Origin of the sequence: Actinosynnema sp. CS-041913 (assembly GCF_050942485.1) — a bacterium.
Classification (GTDB): Bacteria; Actinomycetota; Actinomycetes; order Mycobacteriales; family Pseudonocardiaceae; genus Actinosynnema.
In genome coordinates this window covers 7,971,994-7,993,507 of record NZ_CP192037.1, presented here as the reverse complement: position 1 = coordinate 7,993,507, position 21,514 = coordinate 7,971,994, and the positions used below count along the sequence as shown (strand labels likewise).

The 21,514-nt window shown below is 67.8% G+C and carries 18 protein-coding genes; 8 read left to right on the top strand and 10 right to left on the bottom strand.

All coding sequences use genetic code 11. The annotated features are described in order from the left end of the window. The 8 genes from ACQPZF_RS35950 to ACQPZF_RS35915 form a co-directional block, all read right to left on the bottom strand. Nucleotides 1-894: a secretion system protein gene (locus tag ACQPZF_RS35950; RefSeq protein WP_433264746.1), complete on the bottom strand. Its 894-nt coding sequence runs from the start codon at nucleotides 892-894 to the stop codon at nucleotides 1-3. Then, nucleotides 891-1,814 (bottom strand): type II secretion system F family protein, encoded by a 924-nt coding sequence (locus ACQPZF_RS35945; protein WP_433264744.1) that lies wholly within the window; start codon nucleotides 1,812-1,814, stop codon nucleotides 891-893. Before ACQPZF_RS35945 ends, ACQPZF_RS35950 begins: the two co-directional genes overlap by 4 nt. Next, entirely contained in the window at nucleotides 1,811-3,262 is a 1,452-nt protein-coding gene (locus tag ACQPZF_RS35940; RefSeq protein ID WP_433264742.1) for a CpaF family protein, read from the bottom strand. Before ACQPZF_RS35940 ends, ACQPZF_RS35945 begins: the two co-directional genes overlap by 4 nt. Then, on the bottom strand, nucleotides 3,259-4,062 hold the full coding sequence (locus ACQPZF_RS35935) for a chromosome partitioning protein (RefSeq protein ID WP_433264740.1): 804 nt from the start codon (nucleotides 4,060-4,062) through the stop codon (nucleotides 3,259-3,261). The genes ACQPZF_RS35940 and ACQPZF_RS35935 overlap by 4 nt, the downstream gene beginning before the upstream one ends. Before the next feature lie 38 nt (nucleotides 4,063-4,100). Then, entirely contained in the window at nucleotides 4,101-4,814 is a 714-nt protein-coding gene (locus tag ACQPZF_RS35930; RefSeq protein ID WP_433264738.1) for an SAF domain-containing protein, read from the bottom strand. Nucleotides 4,815-4,933: 119 nt separating this feature from the next. Continuing rightward, complete coding sequence (locus ACQPZF_RS35925; RefSeq protein ID WP_433264736.1) at nucleotides 4,934-5,929, bottom strand: hypothetical protein; 996 nt, start codon at nucleotides 5,927-5,929, stop codon at nucleotides 4,934-4,936. Nucleotides 5,930-5,970: 41 nt separating this feature from the next. Beyond that, a complete protein-coding gene (locus tag ACQPZF_RS35920) occupies nucleotides 5,971-6,327 on the bottom strand; it encodes a hypothetical protein (protein WP_433264735.1) in 357 nt (118 codons plus the stop codon). 218 nt (nucleotides 6,328-6,545) lie between these two features. After that, nucleotides 6,546-6,992, bottom strand: coding sequence for a prepilin peptidase (locus tag ACQPZF_RS35915; protein ID WP_433264733.1), 447 nt, complete (start codon nucleotides 6,990-6,992; stop codon nucleotides 6,546-6,548). 557 nt (nucleotides 6,993-7,549) lie between these two features. Here ACQPZF_RS35915 and ACQPZF_RS35910 point away from each other — a divergent pair. Continuing rightward, the gene (locus tag ACQPZF_RS35910) at nucleotides 7,550-7,963 is read left to right on the top strand and encodes a winged helix-turn-helix transcriptional regulator (protein WP_433264731.1); all 414 of its coding nucleotides are present in this window, start codon (nucleotides 7,550-7,552) and stop codon (nucleotides 7,961-7,963) included. Between the two features lie 24 nt (nucleotides 7,964-7,987). Here ACQPZF_RS35910 and ACQPZF_RS35905 read toward each other — a convergent pair whose 3' ends face one another. Both ACQPZF_RS35905 and ACQPZF_RS35900 read right to left on the bottom strand, forming a co-directional pair. Then, nucleotides 7,988-9,190: a diguanylate cyclase gene (locus ACQPZF_RS35905; RefSeq protein ID WP_433264729.1), complete on the bottom strand. Its 1,203-nt coding sequence runs from the start codon at nucleotides 9,188-9,190 to the stop codon at nucleotides 7,988-7,990. A 291-nt stretch (nucleotides 9,191-9,481) separates the two neighbouring features. Continuing rightward, a complete protein-coding gene (locus tag ACQPZF_RS35900; protein WP_433274865.1) occupies nucleotides 9,482-10,660 on the bottom strand; it encodes an MFS transporter in 1,179 nt (392 codons plus the stop codon). A gap of 1,194 nt (nucleotides 10,661-11,854) precedes the next feature. On the opposite strand from ACQPZF_RS35900, the gene ACQPZF_RS35895 reads away from it, so the two are divergent. The 7 genes from ACQPZF_RS35895 (at nucleotide 11,855) to cas7c (ending at nucleotide 21,374) form a co-directional block, all read left to right on the top strand. Continuing rightward, the gene (locus tag ACQPZF_RS35895; RefSeq protein WP_433264727.1) at nucleotides 11,855-12,652 is read left to right on the top strand and encodes a CRISPR-associated endonuclease Cas3''; all 798 of its coding nucleotides are present in this window, start codon (nucleotides 11,855-11,857) and stop codon (nucleotides 12,650-12,652) included. Then, the gene (locus tag ACQPZF_RS35890) at nucleotides 12,544-13,788 is read left to right on the top strand and encodes a CRISPR-associated helicase/endonuclease Cas3 (protein ID WP_433264725.1); all 1,245 of its coding nucleotides are present in this window, start codon (nucleotides 12,544-12,546) and stop codon (nucleotides 13,786-13,788) included. Before ACQPZF_RS35895 ends, ACQPZF_RS35890 begins: the two co-directional genes overlap by 109 nt. Before the next feature lie 115 nt (nucleotides 13,789-13,903). Further along, complete coding sequence (locus tag ACQPZF_RS35885) at nucleotides 13,904-14,503, top strand: sigma-70 family RNA polymerase sigma factor (protein ID WP_433264723.1); 600 nt, start codon at nucleotides 13,904-13,906, stop codon at nucleotides 14,501-14,503. Further along, the gene (gene cas3 / locus ACQPZF_RS35880) at nucleotides 14,500-17,352 is read left to right on the top strand and encodes a CRISPR-associated helicase Cas3' (protein WP_433264721.1); all 2,853 of its coding nucleotides are present in this window, start codon (nucleotides 14,500-14,502) and stop codon (nucleotides 17,350-17,352) included. Before ACQPZF_RS35885 ends, cas3 begins: the two co-directional genes overlap by 4 nt. A 600-nt stretch (nucleotides 17,353-17,952) precedes the next feature. Further along, the gene (gene cas5c / locus ACQPZF_RS35875) at nucleotides 17,953-18,672 is read left to right on the top strand and encodes a type I-C CRISPR-associated protein Cas5c (protein WP_433264719.1); all 720 of its coding nucleotides are present in this window, start codon (nucleotides 17,953-17,955) and stop codon (nucleotides 18,670-18,672) included. After that, nucleotides 18,672-20,444 (top strand): type I-C CRISPR-associated protein Cas8c/Csd1, encoded by a 1,773-nt coding sequence (gene cas8c / locus ACQPZF_RS35870; protein WP_433264717.1) that lies wholly within the window; start codon nucleotides 18,672-18,674, stop codon nucleotides 20,442-20,444. The genes cas5c and cas8c overlap by 1 nt, the downstream gene beginning before the upstream one ends. A gap of 36 nt (nucleotides 20,445-20,480) precedes the next feature. After that, nucleotides 20,481-21,374, top strand: coding sequence for a type I-C CRISPR-associated protein Cas7/Csd2 (gene cas7c / locus ACQPZF_RS35865; protein WP_433264715.1), 894 nt, complete (start codon nucleotides 20,481-20,483; stop codon nucleotides 21,372-21,374). The last annotated feature ends 140 nt before the right edge of the window (nucleotides 21,375-21,514 follow it).

Sequence of the window (21,514 nt, the reverse complement as noted above, 5' to 3'; positions counted from 1 at the left end):
TCAGAGGCCTCCCAGGACGCTCGCCAGTGCAGGAAACCCGATGAAAAGCAGGAACCCACCGAAGAGCATCACCACGGGAAGGCTCATCCGTTCGGTGGCGGCTTGGGCTTCGCCTTCGGCGTCGGTGAGTTCGCGGGTGCGCAGCGCGGCGGCCTTGGCCGCGAAGCTGGCGCGCACGCGGGCGCCTTCGGTGCCGGCGAGGCTGACCGAGGCGGCCAGCTCGGACAGCTGGTGCACGTCGAGTTCAGTGCCGAGCCGGCCGAGGGTGGACCACGGCGTGGTGCGGGTCAGTTTGGCGGTGACCAGCGCACCGTGCAGATGTTGGAAGGCCCAGCCCTTGCCGATACCGACCGCGTCGGACAGGGCACCGTCGACGCCGGCGCCGCCGGCCAGCAGGACCCGGATCAGGTTCAGATAGGCCGACAGCGCATGCCGGAAGGTGGAGCGGCGCCGCTCGGCTTCCTGCCGGACGCTGATGTCCAGCAGCAGGAACCCGCCGAGCGCGAACAGCAGGCTGGCGACCGCGGGAACTTCCCAGCCGAGACCGACATCGGCCACGACGAGCAGGAGGTGCATCAGGATCGGCAGCAGCAGCCCGGTCAGCGCCAACGTGGCCTTCTCGGCCAAGTGGTGTTCGATGCTCTTGCCGGTGACCGCGAGGTCGTTGCGCAGCTTGCGGTTGGGCAACCCGAGCGCGGCCAACGGTTTGATGAACGGGCGGCCCACGCGCAGGGCCCAGCCGTGGGAGTCCGCGGTGAGGATCGGCGGTGGCGCCGGGGTCGCGTGCAGCCGGTCGACCAGAGCTCGCAGCGGCGGCCGGGGCGGGAACGCGTAGACCACCAGCGCCCACAATCCGACGCTGAGCCCGGCGCCCCACAGCAGCGCGCTGATCATGACGACGCTCCCTTCCCGGTGAGCAGGTCATCGACGTCCACGTCGGCGTCGTGTGGCCGGATCGTGGCCAGTTCCGTGAGGAAGCGCTCAGGCTCCCGCAGCCGCGCAATCCCTGCCAGCCAAGCAAAAGAGGCAGCGAACAACGCGCCGACGAACAGCAGCATGATCTGGCCGAACGCGGAGCCGTACGGGGTGAGGTAGCCGCGGTTGAGTAGCACCAGCCCAATCGCGAAGGACAGTGTGGTGATCACGATGACGCGCACACTGGTCCGGGTGCGGGCGCGGCCGGCTTCGACCCGCATCCGCATCGACGCCTGCTCGCGCGCCTCGCCGGCCAGCTCGCCGAGCAGGTCGGCCAGCTGCCGGGCCTGGTGCTCGGCGGCCAACACGAGCGCGGAGATCACCAGATCCGCGGTCGGGTCGCGCAGCTGGTCGGCGAGGTGACGCAGCGACGGCGCGAGACGTTCGCCGCGTTCCAGCCGGACGGCCAGCTCGGTGATCTCCTCGCGGATCGCCTCGGGGCAGGCCGGGGCGGTGGCGAGGATGGCCTGTTCCAGGCCGGCCGCGGCGACCAGGGTGTCGCGCAGCATCTCCGTCCAGCCGGCGATCGCCTCGATGCGTTCGAGGTGGCGCTTGTGGTCGACGTTCGAGCCGAGGATCCGCGGCAGGCCGACGACCGCGAGGACGGTCAGGATGGCGGCGACCACCCAGCCGGTGACGACGCCGACGGCCAGGCCGGCGAGCACGGCCACGACGAGCCATCCGACCCGCTTGCGGTCGTGCCGTGCGGCCAGCCAGGCGCTCAGTCGCGAGGGCGTCGCCGCGCGGGCGGGTCGGCCGCGCAGCCCGGTGACGATGAGCAGGACACCGACGGCCGCACCGGTGCCGAGCAGGCCGAACAGGGCAGCGGTCGTGGTCATGGCGTCCACCACCCTTCGCGTCGCTCGAACAGGTCCGGGTCGTAGCCCGCCTCGACGAGCAGATCGACGGTGTCGGTACGTAGCGGCGCGCCGGGCACCGCGCGTAGGTCCGGACCGGGGCGCCAGACCTCGTTGCTGATGATCTGGGCGCCGTCGGCACCCACGACCTCGCGGATGGAGGACACGACCCGTTTGCTGGGGTCGTCGCGGGGCTTTTCCAGGTGCACCACGAAGTGCAGCGCAGCGGCGACCAGGAGGTTGGTTGCTTCCATCGGCAGCCGCTCGGGGCCCTGCACGGCGTAGGCGGCCAGCTTGGTGAACGCGCCCTGGCTGGAGCTGCTGTGCAGGGTGCCCATGCTGCCGTCGTTGCCCATGGACATGGCGTTGGTCAGCGGGATGACCTCCGGGCCGCGGACCTCGCCGACGATGACCCGGTCCGGCGACATGCGCAGCGACTGCCACACCAGGTCCGACAGGGAAATCTCGCCCTGGCCCTCGATGTTCGGTTCGCGGGCCTGCAGCGCCACCACGTCCGGGTGGGCGTCGGCGTCCTCGCCGAGGCCGAGCTCGAAGACGTCCTCGATCGTGATCAGCCGCTCCCACGGCGGGATTGCCGAGGCCAAGCCGCGCAGCAGCGTGGTCTTGCCGATCGCCGTGCCGCCGGTGACCAGGATGTTGCGCTTGGCCCGCACCAGGGCTTTCAGAAAGCTCTCCAGGGCGAGGTCGATGGTGCCGTTCTCGCGCAGCTCGGCCAGAGTGACCTTGGCGAACCGGTGCCGGCGGATCGACACCGACGGCCGCGCGGTGACCGCCATGACCGCCGAGACCCGCTCGCCGCCAGGCAGCTGAAAGTTCACGATCGGACTGCCGCGGTCGAAGCGACGCTCCTCCACCCCGGAGCGGGTGGCCAGGTCGCGGATGAGGTCGATCAGCTCGGTGTCCGAGCCGACTACCGGGGGCACACGGTTGCGGCGGCCGTCGGCGTACTTGACGAAGACGCGGTCGCCGTTGATGTTGATGTTCTCGATGTCGGTGTCGGCCAGCAGCGGTTCCAGGCCGGCCAGGCCGAAGACCTCGTCGAGAACCTGACGGATCAGCCGCTGCTCGACCTCGGGCGCCACCAGCATCCCGCCGATGGCGGAGTTGCGAAGTTCAGCCTCCGCGTGCGCCTCGGCCGCATCGGTCAAGATCGCCTCGGCCAACCGGCGACGTTGCGGGGCGTCCATCGACGGGCGGCCGACGGTCTCGTCGGCCCGGATACGTTGGCTGAACTGGGTGGACAACTCGTCGCGCAGGTACTGCCGCAGCCGCTCCACCGCGGCGGCCTCACCGGCGGGCCGGTGAGGCAGCTCCGCCGGTCCAAGCAGAGGCTGGGCAACGACCGGGTTCGGGCCAGTGCCGTTGTTCGAGGTGGTCAGGCGCGGGTCGCCAAGTCCGGGCCGGGTCATGACGTCGCTCCGTTACGGGTCTGCGGCCCGAGCGGTTGCAGGGCCGCGCCCGAGACCGGCTCACCCGCAACGGCCACCCGCAGGTGCGGTGCACGAGCGCCGTTGCTCGTGGTCGGCGCGTGCCAGTGCGCGTGAATGTTGAGCGCGATCTTGGTGGCGGCGCGGCCGAGCGCGGACTTGTCGGGTCCACGTCGACCGGTGCCCTGGCCGCACAGCACGGCGGCGCCCTTGTCGTCCTGCGGCACGCGACCCATCACCGGGATGCGCAGCGCCTGGGAGACCTCCGCGGTCGGGTAGCCGTCGCCGACCAGGACGAAGCACGGGCGGCGCGACCACTGCTGGGCGGCCTGCAGCTTGAGCGCGACGTGCGCGAGCTCGTCGTCGTGGGGACGGGCGACCAGCAGCATCGCGTCCGCGCTGCGGATGATCGGGAACGCGGGTGAATCGGGATCGACCCGGCCGCAGTCGGCGATGACCGTGGTCTCCGGCTGGTCCGCGGCCCGCCGCAGCGGCGAGGACGGCCCCGAGGCCAGCACCGACAGGGCGGCGCGAGCTTGTTCGGCACCGACCGGACCGAACACCACCCGCAGACCACCGGGGAGAAGCTGGGTGTGCTGGGCGAGCAGAGTCGGGTCGGCGCCGCCGCGACCTCGCGCCGCCGCGGCCAAACTCACCACGCCCGGTGTGGCGGGCAGCCGGAAGCGCGCCATGAGGTCACCGCCGGCAGGGTCGACTTCGACCACGATCGGGTTCTCCTGGCCCGGCCAGCGGGCGCCGAGCGCGGTCGCCAGGGTAGTCACGCCGGGCGACCCCTTAAGTGAGCAGACAGCGATGAGCATCAGCGGCCTCCTCCCGCGATCGCGACCAAGCTGAGTTGCCCCGCCGGCGCTGAAGCCAGCGCGCGAGCGTCCGACTCGGACAGTTGCAATGACAACACCGTGGTCTGCTCGGTCTCACGCGTGGCAATACCGGCCACTACTGCGGTCCACGACGACGTCTGCCCAGGGCCGGTCGACGTTCCTGTCGTCGTGCCCTGCCCCGGTGTGGTGAGGACCGCGACGGTGGTACCGGGCGACAGGTCGGGCGGGAACTGGCCCGGCTTGAGCCCCACAGCGGCAATTGCCATGCCCCGCGCGGGAATCTGCGGTGTCCCGAGGACCGATCGGATTACGAGCGAACCGGCAGGCAGGCTGAACGCGACCGGCTGCCCCGCCACCGTCGACGCATCCGAAGCGGGCATCACGTCCATACCGGAGTCCGCTGCGATGCTGACCTGCTTGAGATCCTGCGTGGTGAGGATCTGGCCTACGGCAACGGGACGGGCCAGCGCGAGGACGCTTTCCCGGTCACCCAGCTGTATTCCGGCGAACACACCTCCGGCCGCGCACACCAGAACCAGTAGGACACCGAGCAGCAGGTAGGGCACGCTGCGGCGCCGACCGCTGCCGCTCAAGCGCGAAGGAGTCTTGCCGTCACGGCCGGCCCACGCGTTCTTCGACGCCGGTTTCCTCGTCGTCGTCTCCGTGCTGGTCGAACCTGCGGTAGTGGTCACCACCGACCTCCTTCAGGCATGACGCCATCGCGACGCGTCGACTCGGGTGTTCGACGTGCCTTGCTCAACAGGGGTGTTTCGTTGTGCACGCCCGCCCTCGTGAGGAGGGAGGCTTTGGTTCAGCCGGTCGCGATTCCCTGGCTCTCCGCCACGCGGAACGCCACCGACGCCGAGGTCGTCATGTTCGGGAACGTGCCGCCCTGGCCCGCGCCCGACCACGTCACGGTCCAGTTCACCGTGGCGGTCACCGGGAACGCGTCGGCGCGCTGCCCGGCCGAGGAGGTCTTGTAGGTGTAGCCGCAGTCCGGCGAGGCGCTCTTCGGATCACCACCAGCAGGAAACGGCGAGCCAGGGCCGGTGCAGGTCACCGAGCCACCGTCACCCATCGACCACGTCACCGAGGTCGGCCTCGCGACCGCGGTCACCGACACGCCCGGCACGGACGCGGTAGCCGAAACGTCGCCCCAGCTGCTGGGGTCCAGCCACAACCAGGTCGGCAAGCTGACCAGCTGATCGCCAGCCGGATTCGCCTCGATCTTCGGAGCGGGCAGCCGCAACTGGTTCCGCGCCTGCACCGCGAGCTCAGCAGGCGACGGCAGTGGTACCGGGCCGGGCTGACCGTCCGCGATCCACACCGGCGGCCGGTACAGCGCATCCGCGAAGCCAGGCCCGGTGCACTTGTAGACATACCAGGCACCCGACGGCGGCTGAGCCTGCGCGAACCGCGGCTGTGCGACCGCGACCCGCGCAGTGGCTGGCCCGCTCTGCGGCCGGTACACCGCGGGCACCGCGGTGACCGCACCGGTCCTGGGCAGGACCTGGAAGGCCGCCGGCTGCGCATCTCCTGGTGGCGGGCCCTGGTAGCTGCTGCGTTCGTACCCGCACTGGGCCAGGTTGGTGTTGCCCCCGATGATCGTGTCACCGTTGGCTTCGGCCTGGCCGGTGCCGGGGTGGTTCTGTCCAGGGATGTCGGGCTTGTTGGTCCCGTTGCCCTGATTACCGTTTCCGGGCCGGGGGTTCTTGCCTGCGCCGAGTTCACAACCGGGGTTGGGGTACTGGGTGCAGTCGGTGAAGCCGTACCCGTCGTCCGCCTGCGCGGGCAGCGCGCTCGCCACCAGGACCGCCGCGGACAGGCCGACTGCAGCTGCTGATCGTTTCAACACGAGCCCACCCCTTCCACGGCGAAGCGGGTGACCCTCCACGTGCCGTCCTGCTGCTTCTTGACTTCCGCGGTGATCGAGCGTCGCCCGCCCGGTGTGTCGTCGAGCAACTGGCCGTCCTTGTACTTCAGCCAATTCGAGCTGTCACTGCAGTCCGAGATCATGACCGTGGTCGGATTCGCAGCGGGTTCCACGCCGGACACCTGGGGATTGTTCGTCGGAGCCCCCTTGGACACCACACCGTTGAGGTGATCGGTGTACAGACTGCGATTGATCACACCAAGCGCATCGCCGGTCGCGTATTGGGCAAGCACGGCTGACTGCCAGTCCGCAGTCTCGCCAGATTTCGCCATCTCCCTCCACATTGCGACGTATACGGCAACCGCTGCACCACGTGCGACATCCTGATCCGAGGAAGCTTGTGTCGACGTACTAACGGTGACAGTTCCCCGCGCAATACTCGCATCCCTTGCGTCACCGCCGGGTTCCGAACTGGAAGTGCATCCACTTAAAGTCAGTCCGACAGCCACTACTGGATAGAGTAACCTGCGGAACGACATGGTGCGGCGATTCATGCAGCGACCTCCGTCGGTTGTATCAACACGGTCAGTAGTGCGCCGGCGATGATGCACGGACCCAACGCGAAATGATCGTGGCTCCCGATCCTTCCTGCGCTTCGTAGCGCTACGGCTGTGACGGCACCCAACGTGAAGGCGGCCAAGATGCCGTAAACCACGTGCCTCCAGCCAAACCAGCCCAAGTACAGCGAGACGGTCGCAAATAAGGTCACGTCACCGAATCCAAGGCCCCGGCGGCTTGTCAGTGCCAGCGTGAGAAAACTGGCGAATACGATGAGTCCGAGGACTACGACCTCGGTGAAGTGACGGAGGTGGTTATTTTGCAGAGCTGCGGTTGCGAGGAAGATCAACCCTCCGATTGCCATCGCCGCTACGACAGAGTGTGGCAAACGCAAGCAGTCGTAGTCGATGAACGCAAGGACGATCCCTGTGCAGGCCATCCAGCATATTGCCAGCGCTACGAATATCGGCTGTGCGGAACCTACGGTGTCGCCGACGGCGCCAAGCGCACCTACTGAACAGACGGTTGTGGCTACAACACGCCGACGGTTTGCTTCGCCGCCGCGCCACCCAGCCGGTCCTGAACAGGCCGGGGCCATCCACGGCACGCACCGTCCATGCAGCGAGGAAGGGGCCACAGGCTCCGCCCGCAACGGCATACACGATGAGATGCATGATTGTCTCCGCTTGCTCACGCAACCATTTCCGTGACCCCGACGCCACTAGTTGCGGGACAGTCATGGTCGGCCTATCGGCCCTTCTGGTGAAGGACTGGTTGGCGACCATGACTGGCCCTCCAGGAGTGCCGTGCGTCGACCTCGGCCCTTCCTCCCTACCCTCGGCGGTTGGTGTTACCGCAAGGTGAGTCCCCGAGGCACTTCGACGTAACAGGGGACGGATGCTCAACTTTCACCCGTCCGGACGAACGTTTGTGTCGGCCCCCTACGACTTGGGCAATTGCCTGCTGCACTCCCGGCGCGCAAGGGAGACTGCAACCATGACCGCCGACGACGTCCCCTACCGGCAGAGCTTGCATCTAGCGATGACCGCCTTGAGTGGTCAGTGGGTCTCGGCGGTGTTGGCGTCGTTGGCCAGTGGGCCGCTGATCTTCAGTGACTTGTTGGAGCAGATCAACGCTGTGGAGGCGCGTTCCGGCTGGCGCACTCACGAACGGCCACTCACGAGGAAGGTGCTGACGGACACGTTGGCTCGCATGCAGCGCGACGGGCTGGTGCTACGCAGCTCCAGACCGGAGGCGGCCTTCCAGCCGGTCTGGTACGAGCTCAGCGACATGGGAAGCGCCCTGCTTGCGGCACTGCGTCCACTGATCAAGTGGGCGAGGCAGTACCAGGAGGAGCTCACAGCGGGAAGTGATCGTCGCCGTACCAGTCGAGAAGGCGGCGCCGACTGAACCGAGCTCGTCGTCGCATCATGATCAGTTGGGTGCCATGGCAGTACGGACTCGGTCCCGCCCGCTGTCCTTCGCGGCGAACAGGGCGTTGTCCGCCCTGAGGAGTACCTGGTCGAGCTGGGAACCAGCCGTGGGGAAGGTCGCCGCGCCCACCGAGACGCTGAGGCCACTGACGACTTCGGGCCCTTCCGAACCCGCCTGGACGCGCATCGACCGGATGCGCTGGCAGATCCGCTCGGCGATGTCGACGATCTCCTTGTCCTCGACACCAGGCAACGCTATGACGAACTCTTCACCTCCGAACCTCCCGACCACGTCGTATCGCCGGACTTCCTCCTTCAGCGTGTGGGCAACTGCCTCCAGTACACGATCGCCGACCAGGTGGCCGTACTGATCGTTGATCCTCTTGAAGTGATCCAGGTCGATCATGAGGACGCCCAACGTGGTGTTGTCGCGACGCGCTCTGTCGAATTCCGCTGTAGCGATGGTGTGCCACGCCGAAGCGTTGAGCAGGCCGGTTTTGGCGTCGGACGCGGCGGCCTGCTCCAGTTGACGAATCAACACACTGCGGTGCATCACCTGCAGTACCGGGAAGAACAGCGCGATGAGGGCCGGTTTCCAGGCCAGGAGGATCGCCGCCAGGACGCCCAGGCAGAGGGTCGCGTACTCCAGGGCATTCTCGCGCGCGCTCCCCAGGATCCGGCGAGGATGAAACGCCCGCTCCGAGAGCCCGATGGCGCCGGCGATGAGTCCGGAGTTCACCAGCGAGTACAGCGCGATGGCCAACGGGATGCCCCACACGGCGTGCAGATTCGCAACAACCAGCGATCGGGGTCCGATAAGTTGCTGCACCACGCCGGCGGTGTGACAGGCGAGAACGACGGTGGCGGCGCTGAACGTCAGCCGGTAGGCGTGCACGCCGTGGACCTTGTACCAGCTTCGCCACCACAGATGCAGATACAAGGTGATCACTACCGGGGCCGCGAATCCGACGGGCAGCAGCAGCGCCGCGGCGAAGGTCCACACCGAAGTCAGGTTCACGTGGGGCGTGTCGGAGAAGCGTCGCCGGTCGCGCTCGACATGCCGCGACACCTCAGCGTTGACCACCCCGAATGCAGTGATCAAGACCAGCATCGTCCAGTCGCCGGTCGTCGGATGCCCACCCGACATCAAGATCCAAGTCAGGACGATCGCCGATGCTTCGACCAGGACGAGATAGATCAACACGGGTCGGGGGAGCGACCACACCGTCCAACACCTCACGGCAGCCGGCAGCCCAGGACTGGTGAGTTTTTTGTGCCACCGACGTAGGTGGCGGACCATGGTCACGCCAAACACCCCCGTCCGACCGGACGTCGATTGTAACGGCTGGTACGTGGATCGTCACCCCCGGTTGATAAAGGTGGTGCTCGGAAGCGGAAGGGAGGTGTGGACAGTGCAGAACAAGGACTGGTGACTAACACAGCTGTTGTCGACCTCGTGGGCTCGCGCCCGCAACCCCCGTCACCAGGGGCGGGCTCAAGCATGGCGGGCGCGAAGCCACGACAACCCCAACACGGCCGACAACGCCACTCCCAACGCACCCGCCGCCGCGACGGCCGTGCTGGGCCCGAGCAAGTCGGACACGGCGCCCCCGGCAAGGATCGCGAACCCTTGCGACGCCTGGATGCCAGTGCTGGCCAGTCCCACCGCCGCCCCTCTGCGGTGATCCGGGATCCGCTTCACGAACGAGGCCTGCGTCTGCATCAGATACGCGGTGGAGAAGGCTCCGGACACCGCCCACAGCGCCACCGACCAAGCCAACCCTGGGCCAACCAGGCAGAGCACCAGCGGCAATCCCGCCAACACGGCGAAGGGAGCCAACAGCCGAGCCCTCGTCTCCTCCGAAAACAAGCGCACAGCCAGCCAAGCCCCGATGATGCTGCCCGCCGGGTCCGCGGCCATCAGAACACCGACGGCAGCCGGACCAACCGCCAGAGCTGACGCATAGGGGGCAGCCAGCCCTTCCGGCACCACGAACAGCCCGACCAGCCACGCCAAGCCCACCAAGCCCCGACTGCGCCGATCCCTCCATATCAGCCGCGCCGCGCCACCGCCGCTCGCCGTCGACGGCTTCGACTCGACCGGTGATGGTGCCGGTCGAGAGTGGACCCCGAACCGCACCACCAGTGCGGCGACCAGGAACGTTGCCGCATTAAAGCCCAGGGCCACATAGGGGCTGATGATCGCCAGGAGCGTTCCACCGACGGCAAAGCCTGCCATTTGGACTATCTGGCCACTGATATTGCGAACGGCCAATCCTGCGACATATCGGTCATCGCCCAAAACATCCGGCAGGAGCGACAACTGTGCAGCTCTGAAGGGTCCTCCGCACATCGCCAGCAAAAACACCAACAAACACAAAACCGGCAGCGGGAGCGAGGACCAAGCCATGAGCGCCGCCAACACCGTCCTGCACAAGTCAGTTGCCACCATGACCTCGCGGCGCGGAAAGCGATCCGCCAGCCGGGAGAGCAGCGCACCTCCCAGCAGGGCCGGCACGAACGTCAGCGCATAGGTCAACGCCGTCCAAGCCGCAGACGACGTCCTCTCGAACACAAGGACAGCCAATGCCACCCTGGCAACTTGATCACCCGCAACCGACAACAACTCCGCGATCCACAACGCACGAAACTCGCGGACCCGCAGAACGACCATCAGGCGCACCCGCTCCCCCTCCCCGGAGTGGGATACCGGCTGAAACCGATGCGGCCTCACCCTACCCGCAGCGTCCGCCGATCACTTGCGGTTCCGGCGGTATGGCATCGAGTTGCCCTCCGAACTGCGATGATGTTCGTGCTCGGGGATGTCGAGTAGGCATCGTGAGAAAGCTTCGAGGACTTGACCATCGCAGAATGCATCCGGAGTGCGGTGAGGGTTGTGTTGGAGACATCGGCCAGCGTGTCGGCGACGGCAGGAGGACCAGGGTTCCGCTGTCGGTGAGGTACCGGTCGGAGTGCGGCGGTGGCGAGGCTTCAAACTCCTGGACACCGGGCTACTCCATAGCTGCCTGCTCACCACCGAACGCCGCTCACGCTGCCGTCACCGGGCAACTCCCCGGCACCAACCTCCGCTACATCACCCTCGCCCCACGGCTGCACTCCGAACCGCGACATCGTCACCGTCCTCGCCCCGCCCCCGGCGAAGCTTCCCGCCTGACCACACTCACAGCAGAACCGCTCCATGCCACCGCAGGACGTCTGCGTACACCACAGGCCTGAGACCATGTCGGTGGTGCGGTGTCTGCTTCGGAACCACAAGCGTGACGCGACACGCCGACCGGTTCCGAAGCTCGCCCCGGCGTGTCATCCCACATGGCGGGAGGATGACCACCCGCCTGAGCTTTCTTACCAGGTCTAGGCTGGTGAGGCAGGGCAGCGCCAGCCCTCCGGGACTGGCGAGGATCGCAACCACCGGCGCCTGGTGGACATCCTGATCGAGCCGCACGGCAGCGTCAGCCCTCCGGGACTGGCGAGGATCGCAACCAGTCCGTCGCGTGCCAGTCCACCTGCACCTTGCGGCAGCGCCAGCCCTCCGGGACTGGCGAGGATCGCAACCCAGAGGCGCTGGACGAGCAGGACGTTCGGCACGTCGTGCAGCGCCAGCCCTCCGGGACTGGCGAGGATCGCAACGCACAGGTCGACCGCCGCGGCGTGCTCGCCGAGCCGCAGCGCCAGCCCTCCGGGACTGCGAGGATCGCAACTCGACCACCGCATACGGCAGCGTGCTGCGGTCGGCGCAGCGCCAGCCCTCCGGCACTGGCGAGGATCGCAACTACGGCCGGCGGTGAGCACGTGATGTACGCACCGCAGCGCCAGCCCTCGGGGACTGGCGAGGATCGCAACGACCAGGGTGGCTACCTGCCGTCTGGCTACTCCACGGCAGCGCCAGCCCTGCGGGGCTGGCGAGGATCGCGACAACGTAGGCAGGCATCGGTCGGGCTGTTGCCCTGCATCGCCCTGGTTCGTTGCTCCGTTCGGGTGTTCATGTGGGTGGTGTGGGGTCTGGGTGGTCTGTTTTGTCGGTGCTCGTCTCTATGGTCGCGTCGTTCGTCGGGGGACGGCGGCGTGGAAGGTGTTTGTTGAGGTGTGGGCGCACAGTCCCAGTAGGGCCACCGGTTCCTGGCATCCGTTGGTGGATCATGTTTGTTCTACGGCCGAGTTGGCCCGTGGTTTTGCGGATTCTTTCGGAGCGGGTGCCCTCGCTGCGGCGTTGGGGTTGGTCCATGACGCTGGTAAGGCGGGGTGTTCGTGGCAGGCGAAGTTGCGGCAGGTCGCCGTCAGTGGCGACAGGGTGGGCATTCCGCACAAGGAGTTGGGTGCGCTGATGCTGCGCGATCGGGCGCTGGCTGCGGCGATGGCGGTTCAGGGGGCATCACGGTGGCCTCGGCCGTCGGCAGGACCTGGTCGATTTGGAGTGGACGCCGGAGTCGCGGGAGACGCTGGACCGGTTCCTCGCCGAGGTCCCGGAGGCGCGGGGGGTTGTCGGCGGGCCCGTCGTTGTTGCCGGAGTCGTGGGCGGAGTCGGGTCTGGTGGGGGAGTTGGGCATTCGGTTGGTGTTCTCGGCCCTGGTCGACGCCGACCACCTGGACACCGCCGCCCACCACCACGGGTGGGTGCGTCCCGGGGTGCTGCCGCCGGCGGACATGACGGCGTTGGTGCGGAGGTTCGAGGCCAACCGTGCACGCCTGCTCGACGGCCGTGGTGTTCCGTCCGGGGTGGACGTGGTGCGTACGCGGGTCTACGAGGACGCGGTGCGCCTGGCGAAAGGCGGACCGGGGGTGTATCGGCTCCCGGCGCCGACCGGGTCGGGGAAGACGATGACCGCGGCGGGGTTCGCGTTGCACCACGCGGCCGAGCACGGCAGGGCGCGGGTGGTCGTGGCGGTGCCGTTCACGACGATCACCGGGCAGAACGCCGCGGTGTACCGGGAGCTGCTGGGCGAGCAGGCGGTGCTGGAGCACCACTCGAACGCCGAGTTGGACGATCGTCGGGTCAGGTTGGCGGCCGAGAACTGGGACGCGCCGTTCGTGGTGACCACCACGGTGCAGTTGTTCGACTCGTTGTTCGGGCGCAAGCCGGCGCGGTCGCGGAAGGTGCACCGACTGGTGAACGCGGTCGTGGTGCTCGACGAGGTGCAGTCATTGCCGATACCGCTGCTGGTGCCCATTCTGGACGTGCTGCGGACGTTGGCGGCGCATTTTCGCACCACCGTGCTCCTGGCGTCGGCGACCCAGCCGAGCTTCGAACATCTGCGGGTGTGGCGGGAGTTGGACATCACATCGCTGGTCGACTCGCCGGTGGAGTCGTTCACCCGCCTGCGACGGGTCCGCTACGAGTGGAAGGTCGATCCCCGGCCGATGCTGGACGCGATCGCACAGCAGTGTGGTGCAGCGACGGCAGGCGTTGGCGATCGTCAACACCGTCGGTCACGCCCGTCGACTGTTCCGGTTGGTCGCGCACCGGCGTCCGGACGCCGAGCGAGTGCCGACGGTGCGCTTCCGAGGCGTACTGCCGGTCGAGAGTGTCGATCGGTGGGCGGAGCGTTGTACGCGACCCCGACTTTCGTCGGATGTGAAAAATCGGCGCCTGTTCCAGGGACTCAGAGGGTGAAGGATCTTTCATCCCTGCTGCGTGAGCATGGAGACGTTGTGACCGCGATCGATCCCTTCGAAGCCTTCCCGTTCGGGTTGGTTCCCTCCCCAGAAGGCTGGTTGGGTTGGCTGGCACTGCGGTCCGCGTCCGTGGCGAAGTTCGCCTCGCCGCGCAGCGCGCAGCGACCATGACGGCCGTCGCCGCCACATTGGCGGTGCAGGGCTGGCCCGTCTACGTCAACGCCAAAGAAGAGCACGGCGTGGAGTGGTCCATCCGCATCGGCCACGTCACGGAGGACCTGTAATCGTGACGAGGTCCGACCACGACGAGCGGTGGTCTGGGCAGACGCCCGGTATCCCGCTCGCCACGGGTTTTCGGGTCCTCGACCGCTGGTTCTGGCAACGGCTGAGCCTTCGCCGGAAGTCGGACTCGCAGGATCTGGCCGGTGAAACGCTCAAGCGCTACGCGGCCGAACGGAGTCGGGAACCCGGCTGGGAACCGGTCAACCTGCATGCCTGGTTGTTCGCCGCGGCGGATCGAGTCTTCAAGTCCTATCTCGCCCAGCGGGAGGCCCCGCTGGCGGTGGACGACCAGGCCTTGGCGGCGGCGACCGACGAGTTGGCCCGCCGGGAGGAGGCCTTGATCCTCCATCGGTTCGCCGCGGGTACCGAGGATGACGTGGCTTTGCGGCTGGACATGCAACGGCTGATCCGGTCGCTGCCACAGAGGGACAGACGCGCCGTGGTGGCCTATGCGGTCGACGAATGCACTTACGCGGAGATCGGCACGGCGCTGGGGATGAGCACGACCACGGCCTACCGGTTGATCAAACGGATCGCGGAGGACTTGCAGGGCTCGCCGCTGTCGGCGGGGTACGGGCCGCGGAGTGGAGGGAGGCGGGCATGAGCACGCCCAACACGAATAAGGACACGAACGACCACGAGGACGACCGCGACTCGTTCGTCCCGTCGTCCTTCGACTACAACCCACCGTCCACACAGCAAATACATTCTCACCTGGCCTCGGTGTTCGACGCGGTCGAGTCGATGGATCGACAGGAGTTGGACGGTCTCGTCCACGAGGCCACTCTGATCGACTCGGACATCGCCGCTCTCCGACCCGCTGCCGACCTGGTCCTCCCACATGCCCATGAGCCCCCGCGCGCGGTCGAACTCCTGGAAGCCGAGCGAGGTTCTGCGGCGCTCCCGGATAGGACCTGCCCGGAGTTGATTCTGCCTGGCGACTCGTCGTTCCAAGTCCCGAGCGTCGACCGAGTCCCCGATGATCCGACGAAGGCGCCAGCGGCTTCGCTCCCTTCGCGTGCTGTCGGCATCCACCACACGGCCACCCTGAATGCACGAGTCAGTAAACCCGAACTGGATCCGGCATTGCCCACCGAGGACACGGCACTCAGGGATCGTGTGTGGGCGCATAGTGCGAACGACAAGATGATCCGCCAAGGGCTGGATGAGCATTCGCCGTCGACGGCCAGCTTGGCGCGAGAGTTCGCGTCGGTGTTCGGTGCGGGAGGGTTGGCGTACGCGGCGGGATTGCTGCACGACGCCGGCAAGGCCCGCCGAGCATGGCAGGACGGCTTGTCGAGAGTGGAGGGAACCGACGAACGGGTCGGTGTTCCGCACAAGGATCTGGGTGCGCGCCTGCTTGCGACTGTGCCGGGGGACCGGCATGCGGCGTGGGCGGCGGCGCTGATGGTGTGGGGACATCACGGCGGTTTGCCCAGTTCGACCGAGTTGCGGCAGATGCTGCGTCAGCCGGGCGAGGCGGACGATGGCGAGGCGGTGGAGCGTTTCCTGGAGGCGGTGCCGCAGGCGCGAGCCGTGCTCGACGGTCCGTTGCTGCTGCCCGAGTCGTGGCGGAAACGGCAAGGTGTGCGGGAGTTGGGGGTGCGGTTGACCTACTCGGCTTTGGTCGACGCCGACTTCCTGGACACTGCGGTCCACTTCCTGCGCAGGGCGCAACCGACGCTGGGCGCCGGGATCGGCATGGCGGAGTTGCGGGACCGTTTCGAGCGGCGTCGCCTGGACTATCTGACCGTGCGTCGTGCCGAGGCCGAGGAGCGTGGCCGTAAGTCGTCGATGCACGACTTGCGCGAGGAGTTGTACACCGCGGCGGTGGCAGCGGCGACGGGCAAGCCGGGGGTGTATCGGATGTCGGCTCCCACGGGCACAGGCAAGACGATCGCCGGGGCGGGGTTCGCGCTGCACCACGCCGCCGAGCACGGCAAGTCCAGGGTGATCGTGGCGGTGCCCTATACGTCGATCACGGAGCAGAACGCGGACGTGTTCCGCCGACTCCTCGACCTCCGCCCGGTCGATGCGGACAGCGACAGCGTGGATGGCGGTGATGGTGACGACGCGGACGCCGACGGCGGTCGGATCGTGTTGGAGCACCACTCGCATGTGGATCTGGGTGATGAGGACAGGGCGACTCCGGCCGGGGCGCGGCGGGAGCGGTGGCAGCGGTTGGCCTCGGAGAACTGGGACGCGCCGTTCGTGGTGACCACGACAGTGCAGCTGCTGGACTCGCTGTTCGCGCGGAAACCATCGCGGATGCGCAAGCTGCACCGGTTGGCCAACGCGGTGCTGGTATTGGACGAGGTCCAGGCGTTGCCCAAGGCGCTGCTGCTGCCGATCCTGGATGCGTTGCGGGCGTTGTCGGAGCATTTCGGAACGACGGTGTTGTTGACCTCGGCGACGCAACCGGTGTTCGAGAGTCTGTCGCCGTGGCACGGGCTGGCCGTGCCGGAGATCGTGCCGGACCCGGTGCGGATGGCCGCGCAGGCCCGGCGGGTGGAGTTTCGTTGGTGGTCGCGACCGACGCTGGCGGAGTTGGCCGAGCAGGTGCGGCAGAGGCACCGGGCGCTGGTCGTGCTCAACACCGTCGACGACGCACGCCGCCTGTTCGGCATGGTCTCCGGACGCACCGAGGGCAGGGTGGTGCACCTGTCGACCCGCATGCACCCCGACCACCGGCGGGCCGCGCTGAAGACCATCGAAGACACGTTGACGGGTGACGGGCCGTTGCTGGTCGTGTCGACCCAGTTGATCGAGGCCGGGGTGGACGTCGACTTCCCGGTCGTCTATCGGGCGATGGCACCGGTGGACTCGCTGCTGCAGGCCGCGGGCCGCGCCAACCGCGAGGGCGGGGAGATCCCCGGTGAGGTGGTCGTCGTCGACCTCGCCGACGGCGGGCGCCCCGGTGACTACGGCCCGGCGATCGCGGTCAGCGGCTACTACTTCGGCGCGGACAAATCGCAACCGGACGACCTCCAAGCCCTGGCGCGCTACTACCCCCATCTGTACAAGGCGCTGGAGTTGGACGCCCCGCCTGTGACCGAGCACCGGAAACTTCCGCGTGGACAACTCGTGCAGTACCACCGCCGCAACTGGGACTTCCCGGCGGTCGCGGACGGCCCGCTGGTGGCGCTGGCCGACTCGGTACGCCGCGACCCCCGTCGGGCGTTCAGGATGATCGACCAGGACGACCTTCCTGTCGTCATCAGTGCCGGCGGGGACAGCGACAGGATCGGGCGACTGCTCCGGCAGGCCCGCTACGTCCCGCAGGCACGCTTCGCCGCTCTCCGGCGACTCCAGCGCTGGACCGTGATGCTGCCCCGACGCATCGCCGACACCGACGCCGTCCGCGTGAAACTGCGCCCGGTGGTCGGCGATCTCCACGAGTGGCTCGGGCCCTATCACGTTGATCTCGGCCTTGATGAAACTGCGGTGACGTGATGGCTGCGGCGCCTTGTTGCACTCCGACTCCGACAGGCGGCCCGTCGACAGGCGCCTATGCTGCCCCATCAGGCGTCAGCGTCGCCCGATGGGCGGCTGGCGAGGATCGCAATTGATATGGCGGGGTGCTGCCTGGCACCACCATGACCTCGGGCCGGAACCCTCGGGTTCCGGCCCGAGGTGTTTCGACGCCCATCGATGCCTCTCGTCGGCCCGGATCGCCACCCCGGCAGCACCCGCCGTACCAGAAAAAAACGCCGCCCTACCAGAACTTGTCTTCGGGGTCGATCACGTGCACCATGACTCTCTGCAAGCGGAGGGTGGCCGACCGGTCACCCAGGTAGGAGAGATGGGGCAGCATGGCCATCGAAATCGGCGGTCGCCGTTGGGAGATCCGCATGATCCGCAGCCGACGAGGGGGCACGATCACGCGCCGACTCGAACTGCGTAGCACCAGGAACGCCGGCCCGGCACGGGGCGACTCGGCTTGATCGGTCGCGAGTCCAACTGATCCGGGTCGCCTGCCATACGCGCTCGGTGGCGGGCACCCGGATTGCCGCCTGTTACGACCATTGAATAGCCCGACAGTGAAGGGAAGCGATGACCGATTCAGCGCAGCACTCCGAGCCGGTGCCCTTGGTGGTGCAAGTGTGGGGTCCGGGAGCGTTGTTCACGCGTCCGGAGCTGAAGGTCGAACGGGTCAGCTACCCGGTGATCACCCCGTCGGCCGCGGTGGGGGTGCTGGAGTCGGTCTTCTGGAAGCCGGAGATGCGGTGGCGGGTAGTGCTCATCGAGGTGCTGCGGCCCATCGTGCAGTTCACCCAGCGCCGTAACGAAACCACCGACCTGGCGTCGTTGACCGACGCGGTGTCGGGTCGCCGGCGGGTGGACACCGTGGCGCACCGGGTGCAACGCAACGCGGTGTGCCTGCGCGATGTGGCCTACCGCATCCACGCCCAGATCGACCTGGCCGATCAAGCAGACAAGCCGGTGGCGGCCTATCGCGACCAGTTCCGGCGACGGGTCGCCAAAGGCCGCTGCTTCACCCAGCCCTACCTGGGGACGCGGGAGTTCACCGGCTATTTCGGCGAACCCGACGACCAACGGCCCATCCAGCGTGACGAGGACTTCGGCCTGATGCTGCACAGCGTCGACCACGGCAGCAACCCGGTGTCGTTCACCTGGTTCGAGGCGCGGATGCGCGGCGGCGTGCTGAAGGTGCCCGCCCACGGTATCCCCGCGGCGAGTGTCTCCCCCGATCCGGTGGACGGCGAGGCCAGGTCGGCCGGCCTCCTGCCCGTGGACAGGGGGATGGCCTGATGCTGTTGCAACGTCTGGTCGAGTACTCCGACACCAGGCTGGAACATGCCCGCCCCTTTCACCGGGAACGGGAGTTCCGGTGGCGCCTGGACCTGGACCTGGCCGGTCGGCCCCTCGGCGGATTGGCTCCGCTCAAGGACGAGCAGCGGCGCGACCGGGGGTTGGTGCTCACCGTCCCCGCGGTCGTGCGCACGGTCGGAGTGGTGGCCAACCTCGCCGCCGACGACGCCCAGTACGTGCTCGGGTGGGGCGACGAGACCACCAAACCCGAGCGGGTCGCCCAGTGCCACACCGCGTTCGTCGAACTGATCGAGAAATGGGCGGCCAGCGACACCGGACGTGACGACGAGACCGCCCAGGCCGTGGCCGAGTTCTACCGCTCGGGCGCGGCGACCCGGCTGGTGCGCCCGGAGGAGGTGTCGGCCAAGCACGGTGTGGTGATCGCCGTGAACGGTGACCTGGCGTGCCGCAGCGACTCGGTGATCGAGTTCTGGTCGGCCGAGGTCGCCACCCGCAAAGGCGGCAAGAGCGGCACCCGACACGGCCTGTGCCTGGTCTGCGGCCGGCATAGAGAGTTGGTCGACACCGTGCCCGGCAAGGTCCCCGGACGTCTGGTGCCGGGCGCAAGCAACGACACGGCCCTGGTCAGCGTCAACGAGCGGGTGTTCGGCTACGGGCTGACCACGGGCCTGGAACACACCCCGATCTGCTTCCGCTGCGGCGACGCGATCTCCACCGGCCTGGTCGCGGTGCTGTCCTCCCCGCACAGCATCGCCCCCCGCGGCCAGAACAGCCGCGTGTCCTGGTGGTACGTCGGCGAGGTCGACGACGACCCGATCACCACCCTCGACCAGGCCGACCCCGACGACGTCAGCGCACTGCTGTCCACCGTCCACACCGGCCGACGCGACGAAAACCCGCCGGACGTTGAAATGTTCTGCTCCCTGACCGTGGCGGGCAACATCGCCCGCATCATGGTCCGCGACTGGATCGAAATGCCCCTGATCGAACTCAAGCGCAACATCGCCGCCTGGTTCGACCACCACGAGATCGCCCCCGCCTGGCCCACCGGACGCCGCCACCACCCGCTGTGGAAACTCGCGCTGGCCACCGGCCGCTGGCAGGGCGACCGCAACCGCTACACAGAGTTCGGCATCCCGGGCGGAGCCCGCCCGCACAACATCCACCAACAACTGCTCGGCGCCGCCCTGCGCAACAAGCCGATCCCACCCGCCGTGCTCGCGCACCTGATCGGCCGTATACGCGCCGACGGCCACCTCGACGACAGCCGCGCCGCCCTGCTTCGCCTGGCCCTGGTCCACGGCAAGACCACCAAGGAGACCATCATGCCCGACCTCGACCCGGGCACCACCGACACCGCCTACCAAGCCGGCCGTGCCTTCGCGCTGCTCGAACAGATCCAACACGCCGCAGGCTCCGGGGAACGCGTCAACAGCACCTACGGCGACCGCTTCTTCAGCGGAGCCATCACCAACCCCCGCGCCGCGCTGGTCACCGGAAGCCGCAACGCCAAGGCCTGGCAGAAGAAACTCCGCCGCAGCAAGCCCGGCCTCGCCAACTACTTCGACCGGCGACTCGACGAAGTCTTCGCCCTCATCCCCGAAGGCAAAGGCCTGCCCGCCGCGATGAACCTGCGCCAACAGGCCCAGTTCCTGCTCGGCTACCACCACCAACGAGGCCACCGCACCACCACCGGCGACGGCGGCACCGACAGCACTCCGGACAACGGTTCCCCGACAGCCACCGCCTGACCACCGACCCCACCCCGAACAAAGCCGAGGACACCCATGTCCAGCACCGCCACCGCCACGCACCTCGACCCCACCGTGCGCCACGACATCGTCTATTTCTTCGACGTCACCGACGGAAACCCCAACGGCGACCCCGACGCCGGCAACCGCCCCCGCATGGACGACGAATCCGGCCACGGTCTGGTCACCGACGTCGCCCTCAAACGCAAGATCCGCGACACCCTCACCCTCGCCGCCGAAGACGACCCCCGCTACGGCATCTTCGTCCAGGCCGGACACGCCCTCAACCCACGCCTGGAAGCCTCCTACGAAGCCACCGGCCTCAAACTCGGCTCCAAGATCACCAAAGACGACGCCGACCAGGCCCGCGCCTGGCTGTGCGACCGCTACGCCGACATCCGCCTCTTCGGAGCCGTCCTGTCCGTCGGCAAAACCAACGCCCTCGGCCAAATCCGCGGCCCACTCCAGGTCACCATGGCCCGCAGCATCGATCCCATCCTCCCTATGGACCACGCCATCACCCGCGTCACCCAAACCCGCCAAGCCGACATCGACAAAGGCGAGACCACCGAGATGGGCGGCAAATGGACCGTCCCCTACGGCCTCTACCGCGCCGAGCTCTACTACTCCGCCAACCACGCCCGCAAAACCGGAGTCGACACCAAAGACCTCGAACTCCTCTACCGCACCCTCGAAATGATGTTCGACCACGACCGCTCCGCCACCCGCGGCCGACTCACCCCCCGCGGCCTCTACGTCTTCACCCACCCCAACGCCTTCGGCGCCGCACCCGCCCACCGCCTCACCGAACGCATCACCGCAACCCTCACCAACCCCGACACCCCACCACGCGGATTCAACGACTACACCGTCTCCATCGACGACGACACACTGCCCACCGGCGTCACCCTCACCAAGGTCATCCATTAACACGGTGCGCTCTGCGGTTATATTGATCAGTCGCCTGTAGCTGTCCAAGACGGCAAGGGTGAGGAATGCCCAGCAGTTGCCGGGATTCGCTCGTCGCGAGGTGAAAGACGCCGACAGTCCAACAGCTCGGGCAAAGTTGC